The organism is Sphingobacterium sp. Ag1 (genome assembly GCF_000988325.1).
Lineage (GTDB): Bacteria > Bacteroidota > Bacteroidia > Sphingobacteriales > Sphingobacteriaceae > Sphingobacterium.
In genome coordinates, this window is the sequence record NZ_LBGU01000039.1 from 184,769 (window position 1) to 200,196 (window position 15,428).

A 15,428-nucleotide genomic window follows, 5' to 3' on the forward strand; every position below is an offset into this window, starting at 1 on the left:
TCCGCTCAGTTAATAGGCGAGCAGCCGACCATTTAGTCGGCTAAGGATCCAAGGGTTCATCTGGATCGATCGTATAGGCCTCTTCTTTTGCCTTGAACTCGATGATCACATCTGAAATTCGTTTACCCAATGTATAGGGAATATACCCCAATTCACGCATGCAACGATCGCCCATCTTTTCCACCGCATCAATGTGCACTTTACTACTGTTAACGATGGCGTATTTATCTTTTGGAAAACCATAATTTAACAGGATACGTGCGGTATTTCGCAAATTTGTGGTCGTATGTCTCGCGTGCGGATCAATCAATATTGCCGCTTCGGGTACTCCCATAACCTCAATCAGATACTTTTTCATTTCTATTGCCTCAATAAAGTGCGTCTTATAGGGATGTACTTTACCGCCAGACAGTACAATAAAAGGAGCCAATTTTTCAAAGTAGCTTCGGGCTGCCATCCGCGCACGTAACATTCCACCAGGACTAATAGGCTGTCCATACAGCTCGGGGCCCGCACCTAAGGTCAGCAACAGACTATAAGGATAGCTGGCAAAGTCGGTATTTTTGACCGCTTCGTAAGCTTTCTTGTTTTCGAGTTCAATCAGCGGCTCAAGTTGTGCTGCGTCCCATCGCTCATTAATTTCCAACAAGCGTATCGCAGTCATCATGGTCATAAAAAATGCCATTTTAGGGGTCGGAATATCTTTGCGGATGTCTTGGCGCACGTCGTCCAACAGATGAAGGTAGGCCGCAGTTCTTACATCGAAAGAGATCGAATCTATCTTGGGGTAATTGGGACTTTCGCCACCCGCATAGACGTCCACTACATAATTCATTGCCTTTAAATCCTGTTTCAAGGCTTTCGTAAAATAGGCCTTTGCTGTTTCATGATGCAAGACACCATAGGTCATTGATGGAATAAGACTTGCCTGAACAAGCTGGTCCAACTTCTTGTTATGACCAAGTTGCTCCGCCAGCTGCTCTGCCAACAGGTCGATTTCGTTATCCTGCCATTTGAAGGCATTCAAATAGCACATGAGATCGGCGCAACTAGCGCTGTTGTTAAACCGTTCGAACCGTTTTTCCAATACCTGTGCTATCGGCTTGGAGCTGACGAGCTCCTGTATAAGGACAGAATCTTTTAAAAGCAAATAGGATGCATAATAATTCTTCTTGATCAGCCAATCCTGTGGGCCATTAGGCATATTGTTTACCTGACCTTTGGAAATATGCATACAGCATATTCCCAAGACAAGTAACAAGATTTTTCTGATATTCTTTATCATATCCATTCGATAACAGATTAATAACCCGGATTTTGATACATACGTGTCGGATCCAGCTTATATTCGTCAAAAGGAATTGGATAGTATCGATCTTTTGTCGAAATATTGGAGATTTTAGCATTTCCGTAATCAGCCTGGCTTTTCGTTTTGAAATAAGTCACCAGTTCCTGTGCATTGTAATTACGGATGAGATCAAACCAACGTTGGTTTTCAAATGCCAGTTCCACACGGCGTTCATGCAATATAGCCTCCTTTAAAGTTGGATATTTACTGCGGTAAGCCGTATTCAACATGGAAGCAGCATAGGAAGGCAATCCGGCACGTTCACGTACTTGATCTAACAGCGCGATAGCTTCCGCATCCTTACCTAGATGATACTTGGCCTCGGCCAACAACAGCATCACATCCGCGTAACGGATCAAGATCCAGTCGTTTCCGCCCCAACCATTGGTACCGGCAGCGTCACTGTTATCCCTAAATTTGGTTACAAACCAATCGTTAACCTGGGTATTTGTTGCAAACTTCACAGAGAAATCTTTTCGGATATCGCTTTGCTCGTAATCTTTAACCAAATCTAGTTTTGCCACTTCACCAGCACCTGTAGAGTTATAGCGTGAATTGATGGTTTCTCCTCGAGCCTGGTAATTACGGGCAATACTTGAGCTATAGTTTTGGTCACCTTGTTTGTACTGAATCTGAAAAACGAGTTCTCTACAGCTATTCTTCTTCGTCACATCAAAAACATCCGAGTAGGGGATTTCGTTTAGCTTGCCAAAAGTTCGCATTTGGTAGGCCGCATTGAGGTACTGTTCTGCTTTCGCAAAATTTTCCGCATTACCTGATGTCTGCGTTGCACCTAAAGTTAAGTATACCTGTCCCAAAATTGCATTGATGGCCGATTTAGATGCTCTGCCAATAACGTAATCTTTTTGCGTATTGGGAAGATTGCTGGACAATGCCTCCGTCAGATCTTTAATGATCTGCTCGTACACAATCGACTCTTTTTGCCGAAAAGCCAATTCATTTGCTTGCTCTTTACTGGTCACCTGTACGGTAGATAATGGAATATCTCCGAATTTACGTACCAGATGGAAATATAATAATGCACGAACGAATTTCGCTTCCGCAATATAACGTCCTTTTAATTCAGCACTTGTAAAAGTCACATCGTCGACATGTGAAAGAACCACATTACAGCGACTGATTGCTGCGTACATAGCCGACCAATGTGTCTTGAGATAGGTATTACTTGGCAGCAACGAAAAGTCATTGAATTGAAAAGGCTCCCCGGCATTGGATTGGTTATCATTACGCCCACTATTATCCGAACGTTCCTCGTTATACAACGTGCTGGATTCCCCGATCGTGCTTCCCGAACGAAGTGATTGATAGAGGCCGTTGACAGCCAAAAGCACATCATTTTCCGACTTGAAGTAATCATCGATTGTGACGGCATTGGGGTTTTTCTGATTTAAAAAATCTTTGGTACATGAAGACAATGCCAACAAAACAAAGGGTAATATATATCTTTTTTTCATCCTGTTATTTTTTTATTTTTCATCAGCCTACGTAACTGCAAAGCGCAGTTCGTAGGACTAGTTTTACAATACTAGAGCTATCAAAACGGAGGTTTCCTTGAAATTCCCACGCACAATAGCTCCTTGATCCTGCTATTAGAACGTTACTTTCACACCAAGGTTATACGACCGCACCAATGGATAAAGCCCATAATCCACACCTGGAGTTAAGTTGCCGCGTTGATTATAATCCGGTTCTGGATTGTAGCCTTTGTATTTAGAAATCGTAAATGGATTGTCCACTGTAGCGTAGACCCTTACACCAGAAAGTGTTAGTTTTTCTGCTAGGCTCTTGGGAAGATTGTAACCCAAAGCAATATTTGTCATACGCAGGAATGAACCGTCCTGCAGGTAAAAATCGGAAAGACGTGTACTGTTACTTTGCGTACCGCCACGCGATGCACGGTATACTTTACCATTTCCCGGATTTTGAGCCGAACGGTAGCGTTGTGCGACATCCGCATATTGATTGCCGGAACCTTCCATATTATAGAGGTAATAATCATAGCCATCCAGCACTTTATTCCCTTGGGAGCCATTAAATGATGCGCGTAGATCAAATGCCTTATAGCGTGCGTTGACGGCAAAGCCATAGGTGAAATTAGGATGCGGATTGCCGATCACACGTTTATCGGCATCATTGACGATACCATTGCCGTCAACATCTTCAAAATAAAGATCTCCAGGTTGTAGCGGAGTTGTTGAAGCAGCGGAAGGTGCGACAGTTTTATAGTTTTCCTCCGTGGCAACACCCAAAACTTTAAAGCCGTAGAACATACCAATCGGACTTCCTTCTTGTGTAATATGCGTTAAGTAGGAGCGTTCAGCACCATTCGTCAAGATGGTAGAAGCCCCACCAAGATCGAGCACTTTATTTCTGTTGACATTGATATTCCCACTGAATCCTAATTCAAATTCATTTTTGCGAATCAGTGTGGCATCAACCTGCACATCAAAACCTTTGTTCTGCACCTTCGAATTTGGCAGATTGGTCAAGATTGTTGTTGATCCGGATACAGCGGAGAGTGGCTGATTGAATAATAAATTGAAGGAACGGCTCAGGTAGAAGTTGGTCATAATGTTGAGTCGTCCTTTTAACAAACCGAGATCCACGCCAGCGTTGTATTGCGAGGTTGATTCCCAACCCAATTTTGGATCGAACAGATCACTTGCTGTATAGGAAGTCTCCACTTTATCACCAAGAATAACTCCTGCTGGCGAGTTGATAACGGATAACGCGCGATAATCACCAATATTATTATTTCCACTACGTCCCCAGCTCGCTCTTAGTTTGACCGTTGACTGTTGTCCTAACCAATCCGTATAAAACTCCTCCTTGGAGAGGGTCCAACCACCTGAAACCGATGGGAAGGTTCCCCATTTATTATTTGGCCCGAAACGTGATGATCCATCGGTACGAATGGAAGCTGAAAGGAAATATTTGGAATCAAAGCTATAGCTTACACGGCTAAAATATGACTGGAGCGTTGTAATGCGTTTGAACGTATCGTCTTTTAGCAATTGGAAATTAGAAGGATCGGCTCCTTTATCTGTAATTTCCCCAATTGCATTATTATTAAAACCGTTGGCTCTCACACCTTGATAATCGTAATCTGTTCGTTGAGCCGAATAGCCCAATAAAGCGGATACCTGATGTTTACCACCAAAAGTCTTGTTATAGTTTAACGTTGTTTCCAGCAATTTGTCCAATTCATTTTTTGTCTTGGCATCTGCATAGGCTGCAGATACCGCTTGCGGTGAAAACGGTTTGTTATTCCCATCAGAAAGACTTGTAGGACGGAAATAATCATACTTCTCGTCGTAAGTAGACAATCCACCGTTTATTTTCAGATTTAGGCCATCAATAATGGAAAAATCAGCAAAGGCATTGTATAACCCCCTTTTTCCACGACGATTGTTTTTAATCTCAGTGACATAGGCCAATGGGTTTTCAGGATTTTGGATACCGTAATTGTTCGCCGAAAGATCAGCCATCAGGTATTTGGCATAGGTTCCATCTTCGTTATAAACAGGGAGGGTAGGCAAATAAATTAACGCGGCCATTGATGGGCTTCTGTCGTAACGTCCTGTCGTCACCTCGTTGTTGTCATTATATGTAAATGAAACATTTGCACCAACGGTCAATCTCTTGCTGACTTTGCTATCGATATTGGCGCGGAAATTAAAGACCTTTTGATCCGTCCCGAGCATGATCCCTTGTTGATTCTGATAAGATCCACTTAGGAAATAGCGATTTTTTTCGTTACCGCCATAGGTTGATAGATTATGACGTTGAAAAGGTGCATTACGGTATAAGGCATCTTGCCAATCCGTATCATATTTTGCTTTTTTTGCCGTACCAGATGCGAAGTCATAGTAGTCTTCAGGAATACTCACCGAGCCGGCATTTCCAACATTAGCAATACGCGTTTTATTATCATCAAAGCGTCTACTATCGCTCCAGGCAATCCCTTTCGTAGCCAAAAGGTCTTTATACGAATTGTTACGACCATCAATCAGGAGATCAATAAACTGTTCCGAATTTAAAACATCGATTTTCTTGGAAAGCTGACCGAAACCACCCAATACTTCGTAGTCCACATTACTCTTACCTTCCTTGCCACGCTTGGTTGTAATCAATACAACACCGCCAGCACCACGAGATCCATAGATCGCTGCAGAAGCGGCGTCCTTTAACACATCGATAGACTCAATATCATTGGGGTTGATATTTAAATTGTTTCCTGCTGGATATCCATCAATAACGTACAATGGATCCGAACCAGCATTGATCGATCCCATTCCGCGGACGCGCATTTTGGTCCCATCGTATGGAGCGCCACTTGTCTGCATCACCTGTACACCTGCTACTTTACCAACCAATGCCTGGGATAATTTTGGTGCGCTCAGATTGAGTTCTTCCGCCTTAACGCTAGCGATTGCGCCAGTGACATCCGACTTTCTGATCCGCTGATAACCGATAGAGATGGTCACTTCTTCCAGCGTGTTTTCATCGGTCTTTAGAGAAAAGATCTGCCCATTGGATTGGCTGACAGCTTGCACGAGTCTGCCATATCCAATAAAGGAAATACTCAGGTTATCGCCCATTTCAGCTTCGATCTGGAAATTTCCCCTCTCGTCAGACTGAACAGATTTTTTACTTTTCAAATTTTGAACGGTTGCTCCTGCGATTGCGTTTCCTTGGGCGTCTAGGACACGGCCTTTGACGATCCCCTGTGCATACGTAAATTGCGAGGTGGTTAGTGTGAACGGTTTGGCTTGAACAGCGGGTGAGCTCGCTGCAATGGCACATAACAACCAAAAGACATTGTTGGCTTTAAATTTCATAAGTAGCGCATTTGATTTATGGGTACAAGATTACAAATGCTATATGAAGGTAGGGTCAACAAAACATTAACAGTTTTTAACTAAACCGGGTTAGCAAACTGACGAGACTTAACAAAAAGGTAATACTAAAAAGGCGGCTGTGTACTCAGCCGCCGCGCAAAATTGCTATAAATATATTGAAAAAGTGCTTTGGTAATCGTATGGACTAACGCGTTTTCTTGAACGTATAGATCTCTGTAAATTTTCCCCGACGTCCCGAAGGCTGGACAAGATAATACGTCACATGTATGGTTTTCGTTGCTGGGTCATAATAGTTATTTGCCGTATTGTCGATCTCGCCATACCGTCCACTACTATTGGAACCCTGTCCATAATAGTTGGTCACTGCTGTGACCTTATTTGTTGCATTGTCGAACGTGAATATCGGGCTCCAATTGCCGAAATAAGAATTTGATCCCCCCGCGTTAAAATAATAGGAATGCGGAGAACTACCGTTATTGAAGGTTGTATAATTAATTTCAGTGGTATTACCTGTGAGTGTAACCAGATTTGCGGTCTGTGGATAAATTCCTTTAAAGGCAGCATTGACATAGTCCTGGTAGGTTCCTGTGATCTCATAAACACCATCGTATTTATTCTTTATCGATACAGCATAGATCCCTTCGGCATAATTTCCGCTGATCTTTCCACCTGTCGCGGTCTGTATCTGGATGCCAAGCGCATAGGACTTGGTAAAATCGGTAGCTGTAAAACGTGGAGGATAAATTTTAACATTTAAAACAGCTTCTTTTGCCCCTTTGGGTATAGTAACATCATAGGTGTCGACGGCATATAAACGCGTAGGTAATGCTTCGTATTTAGATTGCCAGGCCAGGTTGTATTTATCAACAGAGCTGTCGTTTATTTTCAAGGTTAGCTTCAGGTCTTCTGGGGCACCCTGTGCACCTGTCAACTGAACTTTTACAGGAAGGGTCACCACGTCAAGGGCTTCAAAAACAGTTGTTACAGCACGGGCAATTGCCGTACTGCTTGTCCGTGCAGGAAGTACAAGCTGCACAATGCCTGAGCTTCCACCATCTTCAAAGACACCTTTTTCTTTTACACAGCCCCAGAGCGCCATACTCAAGGTGACCGCTGTCAGGCCTAATACTGATTTTTTATTTATTTTCATTGATTTTCAAGCTTTAGTTGATGATGTTGATCAATTGATATCCCAAAAGATTGGATCCGAAAATCCATTCGTCAATTTGGGAACGTTCACATTTAAATTTATTTCAGTCTGTGGATAAAGATTGCGTATTGGAAGTTTATCCGCGCGGGGCGAACCCGATTGGACCGATGCAAATGTTTCCGTGGCAACTTGCGAACCATTGACAATTTTTGGATATCCTGTACGGCGAAATTCGTTCCAGGCCTCATGACCATGGAAAAAATTCAAGGCAATATATTTCTGCGTGATGATAGCCTCCAACCGTTGTGCGGTTGTGGTGGCCAGGGCATAATTGACAAGATAATTTGTACTATTTTCTGTTTTATAATTCGCAGCATCAGTTGCAGGCACCTGTCCTATTGCCAATGCGTTGGTCGCATTCTTTTCCAGATAAGTAAATGAAGCTAAAATTCCTTTTTCAAAATTGGTTGATGCCGAACCACTAAGCTCGTGCCCATATAAGGCCGCCTCGGCTAGTAAGAAATACGTTTCCGAAGCAAGAAATATCGGCAAACCTGCGGTACGTCCTTTCAATACACCTAGGGCATCTGCACTTCCTGTTCCAACATACCACACATAGTCATCGGAATTGGGGTTATTGACTTCGTCGCCAAGCTGACCGATGGATGTATTGGGAAAATTTCGGAACGTAAGTTTGCCACGTTTCTCATCGGTTATTTTACGACCGTCATAGAACGTAAACAGGTATTTAGAAGGCACATAATAATTGGCGGCCGTTGAAATTGAACCAGCAGTTGAGCTATGAAAACTTGCAAACAAAGGGTTCTGTGTTGCCGTGGCCTGATATCCGGGATCGACGAGTACATCATCGATCAGAAATCCATCCGTCGAGAACTTACTAAAAGCCGATTGGACAAAGCTGTCAATAGAAGTACCCCTTGCTCGCACCAAAAGACGCAGCTTAAGGTTGTTGGCAAACTTAATCCAGTTGTCCAAGTTACCAGCAAACACCGGATCGGTCTTTTTCGTTAGACTTCGGTAACTTAGATCACCCTTATACTGCTTAATATCCGCAATAACCGCATCGAGTTCGGTAACCAAGGCCTGATAAACGACTGCATCATCGTCAAACTTGGGCGCCAAGTTGTTATCCCCCTGCAGCGCTTCTGTGTAAGGTACATCCCCGTAGGCATCGACGAGCAGCTGATAATTGAACACTTTAAAAATGCGCGCTATATCGCCAAAGAATTTATACTCGGGGCTTTTTTGTGTGTAGTTGATAATAAATTGGTAATCGCGAAGATTGTTGAACACATTATTCCACAATCCCACATTGGTATTGGATGTGATGTTATACGTGTACGTATCTCCATACCCGCCAATCCCGCCACCGGGAAGCTGATATCCCACCAAAAAGGCTCCATATGAATGATAACTAACGATATTGGATGCCGTGGCAGCAATCGCCTGGGTCAATACCAGGTCGGGTGTTATTGTTGCTTCGGTTGCCGCATTGGGATTTTCATTGATATCCAATTGTGAGCAAGAAGATAGTGCAATGATGATCCCCAGGGACAATATATTTTTCAAATGTAATTTTTTCATTGAGAATAAGTATATGATTGTTCACTAGTTAAAAAGTAAGTGATAGTGTAGCCCCAAAATAGCGTGTCGGTGGAGTCTGTCCTGTTGTCGAGACTCCTATTGCATTGTTATCATTGGCACTGTAATCAGGGTCGGTATATTCGTTGGACTTAGGGGCAAATAACAATAGGTTGCGCCCTTGGATGCTGACTGAAGCAGCTTTCACCCCTTTTAAGCGGGAAATGATATGCTGCGGTAAGCGGTAGGAAAGCGAGGCCTCGCGCCACTTCCAATAATTTCCAGAAATCACATAATTACTGTACACACCCCTGTTATATGTACCCGAAGTCCAAAATCCAGCTCCACCATCTGAAACTGTAATATGATCGTTGGCCACATATTGACCACTTGTGGCATCTAAATAAGAAGAGTTTGGAAAGACAAACTGCTCCCGGTTGTAGTAGGCACTTCGAGCCGATGAACCGCCAAAATCAAGCGTACTACCGAGGTCTATAGCGGCAAATTTGTATCCACCACGATATTCAAAAAGGGTGCTGAAAGAGAAATCCTTCCAACGTAAAGACAGATCAAGACCCAAGCGGTGACGTGGTGTGGTATTGCCAAGTATTTTGCTTTCAGAAGCCACGGAAGGGTAACCCGTATTTACGTCGACAATGACACGGCCCTGCTCATCACGGGCATAATCTGAAACAATAATCTGATTCAGCTCGTAGCCCTTCTGTGCATAGATCACACTACTTCCATTAATGGAAATACGATCTAGTCCAGGGTAAAGATTCTGTAAGATATTTTTATTGTGCGTATAGTTTCCCCCAACCGTTAGCTGAAAGTCTCTGCTACGAATAGGCGTGATATGCAGAGCGGTTTCAATCCCCTCGTTTGTGACTTTACCCGTATTGACATAAAATTGAGAATAGCCGGAAGAAATCGCTATCCCGGCAGGAATAGCCTGTCCTGTTGTTCCGGTATGATAGTACGTGATATTTGCATCAATGCGGTTATCCCACAACCTAAAATCGGTACCAAACTCTACCCCTGTTGTAATCTCCGGTTTTAAATTAGATGAAATAATCCGGCTTCCTTGTGAAAAGAAAGTTCCGCTACTATATCCTGTAACTGAGGAGAAAGTAGGTACCAGCGAGTAAGGATCCACGTTGACATAGCCAGTGCGAGACAGACCACCTCTCAACTTCCAGTAATTGACAATCGAGTTGTCTTTTAATTGCTTGAAGGCATCTGTTGGAATAAAAGACAAGTCTACAGAAGGATAGAAATAAGACCTATTTGCTTTGCTGAGTACGGATGTCCAATCGTTACGGCCTGTAGCATGTAAGAAAAGATAATCCTTGTATCCAACCAGGAGATCACCCCATACCGCAAATGTACGCGCCAGTATATTCGACTCGCTGGCGCCAGCTTCCCCGATTCGGTTGGACACGTTGTAAAGCCCCGGAATTTCAAGACCTGATGCCGAAACAGCCACCGATTTATACCGTCGGCTAATGGCGGTACCGGTCAGATTAAAATTGAAAGAGAAATCATTGACATCCTTTTTTATGCCTATCTGAAGATCATGGTTGATACGGGCACTGTTATATTCAGTATCCGAAACACCTCCCGCTAAATTGGTACGTCCTATGGTATTGACAGAATAGCTCGAGTATGTCTGTTTGGGTGAAACAGATTTTGAATCATACCATCGGTTGGAAATTGAGGGCCTATAGGTAAACTCCAACCAAGTTGTCGGACGATACTTCAGTTCAATTTTGGCCGTCAGATAGCTATTTTTTGTTTTCGATCGGTAATTATCGGCTGTCCAATACGGATTTAAGTACCAAGGGTTGTACCAGCCATCAGGTGTTGCAAAAGGATTATTGACATAGTCTTTGTAACTCAATAATGGAATGTTGGCTGGAGTCTGTGTTAACTGTGTATAAATGGAGCTTGTGGCTGAGGTAATATCATAAAAGTTTTCGACATAACTCGCTGAATAATCCAGGGTCAGATTGGGATAAAAAGCTCTTGTACCGTTCAAACGAAAAGAGATCCGATTGTATTTATCGCCCGGGGTTGTTCCTCTACCGATAAGATATTGCCCGGCAATGTATTGAGAAGATTTATCATTTCCGGAGGAGATTGAAAGATCGGTTTGGTTATTGCGGCCGACATTCCAAAAATCAAAACGATCTTTGCGCGGTGAATATATGCCGTATTGCTGTTCACCATTTTCCAGCGGGTTACCAATCGCGACCGTAGACCCGTCGAAGGCCGGACCATACTGTTGGTTCTCTTCGGGGTTGTAGACCTGTGCACCCGAAGTGGATCCTGCGCCAAACTTATCCTGTAACTTCGGGAAGAAACTGATTTCTTCCAACGTAAAAGTATTACTCAAGTTGATCGCGGTACGTCCCGCCTGCCCCTTCTTTGTTGTAATGATAAGCACTCCATTGGATCCTTCGGCCCCATATGCTGCTGCACCGGCAGCGCCGTTTAAGACCTGTACATTCTCTACATCGGCGGGATTAATATTGTTGAGCAAATCGCTACTTACAACCGCATTGTCCAATACGATCAAAGCCGTATTGTCTCCTAATAAAGATCTGTTTCCTCTAAGCACCAACCTGTAGTTGGGATTTACGCCACTGCTGATCTGATTGATCTGTAATCCTGGGACCTTGCCCTGAAGTCCTCCGGCAATAGTCGGTGATTTTCCCTGGGTGAGGTTTTCGCCGGTAACCTGTGTGGTTGCATAGCCCTGCTCGCGGGGAGTTCGGAGGATTCCTCCTGCCGATACCACAACTTCATCCAAGACAGACTCCTCTTTCAGTAACACAATATCCAACGATGATCGTCCTTTTAAATCAATGTGACGAACCTGATAGCCTATGAAGCTAAATATCAGTTTTTCGGAAGCTGCGACATGGATGCTGTATTGACCATCTCTACCTGTTTGTGTGGCTTCTTTTGTGTTCTCTACCCGGATAGAAACTCCAGCCAAAGGCGTGCCGTCCGCAGCAGACACAATACCGCTGACTTTACGAGCAGACTGTGCTTGAACATGAACGACAAAGAGGATCCCCAACAAAAAATAGATTAATTTTTGTTTCATTGTAATTTTCGATTAATAAAAGTGTAGCATGTCACACAGGGACAAAGCAATACCCTAGGGGCATTTGCTCGGCATCCCTTTTTGCGACAAAAAAGTAGAACAACATGAGGTAAACCCCATATCGTCAATGAATAAAATAGCGGGAGTAGTTGAGGCCTACATATATGGAATAGGCATGCACATTCGTGCTTGGGAAATATAGGCTGAGGTTAGCTGTTGTAGCATAAAAATCACTTTCCATTTTTCTTCAACAACAACGACCGTCGTTGAGGAAATATTTTTTTTACGGGATAAAATCGATAACTGTGTTTTCATAAATTCTGCATGTTTACTGTTTAATCAACGATATATTTAGAAAGTTGGCGTTCCAAATCTTCACCACGAAGGTTTTTGGCAATAATTTTTCCATTGGGATCGATCAGAAAATTTTGAGGAATCGATCGGATATTATAGAGTTTAGCCACTTGGTTATCCCAAAAATTAAGGTCCGAAACCTGATCCCATTCTAATTTATCATCTGCAATAGCTTTTAGCCAGCTGTTCTTTTTGCCAGGTTGATCTAAAGATACGCCGAGCACGGTAAATTTTTTGTTTTTTAGGGCATGATAAGCCTTTACGACATTAGGATTTTCCTGACGACAGGGACCACACCAACTTGCCCAGAAATCCAACAATACATATTTACCCCGATAATCGGCAAGGGAGATATTTTTCCCATCCGGGTTAGCTTGGGTAAAAGCCGGAGCAATCTGTCCGATTGATGTCGCCTTGGTTTGATCAATCTGTAGTGCAAAAGCTTTTCCTTTTTCTGAATGACGAATTTCAGGCGTAAGCTGTTTGAAATATCGGTCTAGATCGTCAGCCTCAGGAGCATAGCCAACAACTTCTGCAATCCGGTCTAAGCTGACGAAAGAATTAGGATTCTCTGAGATAAAGGCTTCCAGAATTTTCTTATTTTCAAGCTGATAGTTCTCACTGAGCTGTTCAATTTCTTTTTTGAATTCTGGGGAATTTCGTTGCTCTTGGCTCGCCGAAAAATATTTTGTATTCAACGCATCACGCAAAGGAGCAATTTGTTCCAGCCGTTTCTTCAATTGGCTAAGTTCCTTATTTGTATTCCCTCCCTGGATCAATGGATTTTTTAATGAATCGGTGGACTGAACCTTGATCGCTGTGTTTTCAAGATAAAGTGTTAGATTTTTTGACCGTTGAGCCAGGGCAAGTGTCTTACCTACCGCTAGGCTGGCTACTGTCGGATCAGCAATCGTATAACTGAATTGAAATGTTCCATTTGAACCAATGTTGACGGAATCGACGACACGTTGTGTACCATTCCGATAGCTCAGAAAAGCTTTGTCCTGCGCGGTATAGCCAGTCACTTGACCGTTTAACAGGGCAGTTTTATGCTGCGCCATAATCGCTGTAGAGAAAGTGAGCGATGCAATCAATGTAAATACTTTAGTCATATGTTTATTATTTTATAAAAACTACCAAATAAGTAGACTATTCAAAAATAAGTGGTTTGACTATTCATTTCCAACAGTTAGGTAGAAAATGTTCCTATATTAAATGGTGCTATGAAGATTTAATACGCCTTTACGAAGAAGGCTTTACGAGGAGGATAGCAGTGGTTTTTAAATAAATAAAAATAAAGACTACTACATAAGTAGATTATATTTTCAAAATACCTATCTTTGTTTATACCAAACCCTGTATTCACATTAATTTGCATTCTATTAACCATGAGCAATGTTACATCACAAGAAATTATCAAAGCCGTTAAAGAGCGTAGGAAATATCTCAAGATTTCCCAACGGGCAATGGCTGAACAATTATATATATCATTAAAAGCCTATCAGAATCTTGAGATCGGAACAACGAAGATAGACATTGAGCGTTTACAGCAAATTGCGGATATATTAAACACGGATATGAATAGTCTGATCAATTCTCCGACAGCTCAGTTAAAGCAAGAAAAATTACCCTTAGCAAAGGAAAAGCAGCTTTTACGCGACAAAGAGAGTTATATTTCTTATTTAGAGGAGAGTTTACAGTTTTACAGAAATCTCATTAAAGAGAATAATTTATTATAGTCAAGGAGCCTGAAACTAGCGAATGTATTCTTGGCATTCTTTATGAAATTTATAAAATTTCTAGCGCTTTCTTATGGTGGCGCGATATATCCAGAAGATCATCAGAGCCAGTGTTGCAGAAAAAAGAATATTGCCGATCAATTTTAGAGGTTCAAATTCGTGGTATCCGACCTGCTTATTAAGATCCAGGCTATAGCCACTCCCTTTCCGAAAGAATATCCAGGGAAATCCTACGGTTAAATTACCGTCGACGTCCAGATCATTATGATAGAAACAAACTGTCAAAATAGCAAAAACACCAATAGTACCAACAAGGACGTTGTATAATGTCGGCACTATTGATGTTTTACGTTGTTCGGGTTTTGCGTGCATGCTTAAATATAGCGATTCATTTTGATTGCATGTTATAATCACTATAGGTACCTTGCCAGTGACTACCTAGGTCCACATTTTGATCGTCGTATTTTACAAGGTTGATCAAACTTAACATAGCCTTATGCTGTGTACGTTGTTTTATCTCTCACCACCACTAATTAAATATTGCATGCTCTCCCTTTCTATCAACTGGATAAAAAGAATACCTTCCTTCCACATTTATGATGACCAATTTATTTTGCTGAATGAGTCCATACAGTACATTTTTCAAATGTCTTGGATAAATCCGGAGGTGAGCCAATCCCGTATCCTTAACTTTCCGAAACAACTGATAGGGAGAAGCCCCCGATCTGAAGAAATCCACATCCAAAAGGAGGTTAATTTTCTGTCGTACATGCAACATTGCATCCGATTCTATCTGAAGGTCCTTTTCAGCCTTCCATTCTTCAAATTGTAATTTTGGAGCAGCGGGTTTATTATCTCCAGCTACAAACTGCCAAGGTAGTTCGAGCGTATAACTCCATTTTACCTCATCCTCTTCGATATGTAGGCGCACGAGACGCTCTTCGGAAACTTCATATTTTTCACGGTGGAATTCCATCGCTTCTATGCAGGAGCTTGCATAGATGCGGTCGAGCAGGATGGACTCTTGTATTAAAAATTTTCGAACTTGATACATTTTCTCAAAATCCAAATAAGCGTGATCGGCTTTCCCCAGTAAAAACGACAGTTCCTCCGGCCTCCACTCTTGTTGAATACGCCGCTTAAGATAGGTGTACCAAAGCTGAAAATCGTGTGAATACATCATTCCCGAATAGGAAGTTTTTAGAATAGATTCTGTTTTCATAATTTATTTTGTAATTGG

Annotated in this window: 11 protein-coding genes; 1 reads left to right on the forward strand and 10 read right to left on the reverse strand. The window is 42.4% G+C overall.

Annotated features, from left to right (window positions below; genetic code table 11):
- Positions 1 to 40 precede the first annotated feature (40 nt).
- From AAW12_RS13530 to AAW12_RS13560, 8 genes are all read right to left on the reverse strand, one after another.
- The gene (locus AAW12_RS13530; protein ID WP_231585266.1) at positions 41 to 1,291 is read right to left on the reverse strand and encodes a YdcF family protein; all 1,251 of its coding nucleotides are present in this window, start codon (positions 1,289 to 1,291) and stop codon (positions 41 to 43) included.
- An 11-nt stretch (positions 1,292 to 1,302) separates the two neighbouring features.
- Positions 1,303 to 2,823, reverse strand: coding sequence for a RagB/SusD family nutrient uptake outer membrane protein (locus AAW12_RS13535; RefSeq protein ID WP_046674165.1), 1,521 nt, complete (start codon positions 2,821 to 2,823; stop codon positions 1,303 to 1,305).
- Between the two features lie 135 nt (positions 2,824 to 2,958).
- Positions 2,959 to 6,210, reverse strand: coding sequence for a SusC/RagA family TonB-linked outer membrane protein (locus tag AAW12_RS13540; RefSeq protein WP_046674166.1), 3,252 nt, complete (start codon positions 6,208 to 6,210; stop codon positions 2,959 to 2,961).
- A 205-nt stretch (positions 6,211 to 6,415) separates the two neighbouring features.
- Positions 6,416 to 7,381 (reverse strand): DUF1735 domain-containing protein, encoded by a 966-nt coding sequence (locus AAW12_RS13545; protein ID WP_046674167.1) that lies wholly within the window; start codon positions 7,379 to 7,381, stop codon positions 6,416 to 6,418.
- 30 nt (positions 7,382 to 7,411) lie between these two features.
- Positions 7,412 to 8,986: a SusD/RagB family nutrient-binding outer membrane lipoprotein gene (locus AAW12_RS13550; protein WP_053003678.1), complete on the reverse strand. Its 1,575-nt coding sequence runs from the start codon at positions 8,984 to 8,986 to the stop codon at positions 7,412 to 7,414.
- A gap of 28 nt (positions 8,987 to 9,014) precedes the next feature.
- Positions 9,015 to 12,095, reverse strand: coding sequence for a SusC/RagA family TonB-linked outer membrane protein (locus AAW12_RS13555; RefSeq protein WP_046674168.1), 3,081 nt, complete (start codon positions 12,093 to 12,095; stop codon positions 9,015 to 9,017).
- A 156-nt stretch (positions 12,096 to 12,251) separates the two neighbouring features.
- Entirely contained in the window at positions 12,252 to 12,410 is a 159-nt protein-coding gene (locus AAW12_RS26265; protein WP_156167645.1) for a hypothetical protein, read from the reverse strand.
- A 20-nt stretch (positions 12,411 to 12,430) separates the two neighbouring features.
- Positions 12,431 to 13,561, reverse strand: a complete 1,131-nt coding sequence (locus AAW12_RS13560; RefSeq protein ID WP_046674169.1) for a TlpA disulfide reductase family protein — start codon at positions 13,559 to 13,561, stop codon at positions 12,431 to 12,433.
- Between the two features lie 276 nt (positions 13,562 to 13,837).
- Here AAW12_RS13560 and AAW12_RS13565 point away from each other — a divergent pair, with 276 nt between their 5' ends.
- On the forward strand, positions 13,838 to 14,188 hold the full coding sequence (locus AAW12_RS13565; RefSeq protein WP_046674170.1) for a helix-turn-helix domain-containing protein: 351 nt from the start codon (positions 13,838 to 13,840) through the stop codon (positions 14,186 to 14,188).
- A gap of 60 nt (positions 14,189 to 14,248) precedes the next feature.
- On the opposite strand, the gene AAW12_RS13570 is transcribed toward AAW12_RS13565, so the two are convergent.
- Together AAW12_RS13570 and AAW12_RS13575 are read right to left on the reverse strand one after the other, a co-directional pair.
- A complete protein-coding gene (locus AAW12_RS13570) occupies positions 14,249 to 14,560 on the reverse strand; it encodes a hypothetical protein (protein WP_046674171.1) in 312 nt (103 codons plus the stop codon).
- Positions 14,561 to 14,717: 157 nt separating this feature from the next.
- Positions 14,718 to 15,410 carry a hypothetical protein gene (locus tag AAW12_RS13575; protein ID WP_046674172.1) on the reverse strand — a complete coding sequence of 231 codons (693 nt, stop codon included), beginning with the start codon at positions 15,408 to 15,410 and terminating at the stop codon, positions 14,718 to 14,720.
- Between the last annotated feature and the right edge of the window lie 18 nt (positions 15,411 to 15,428).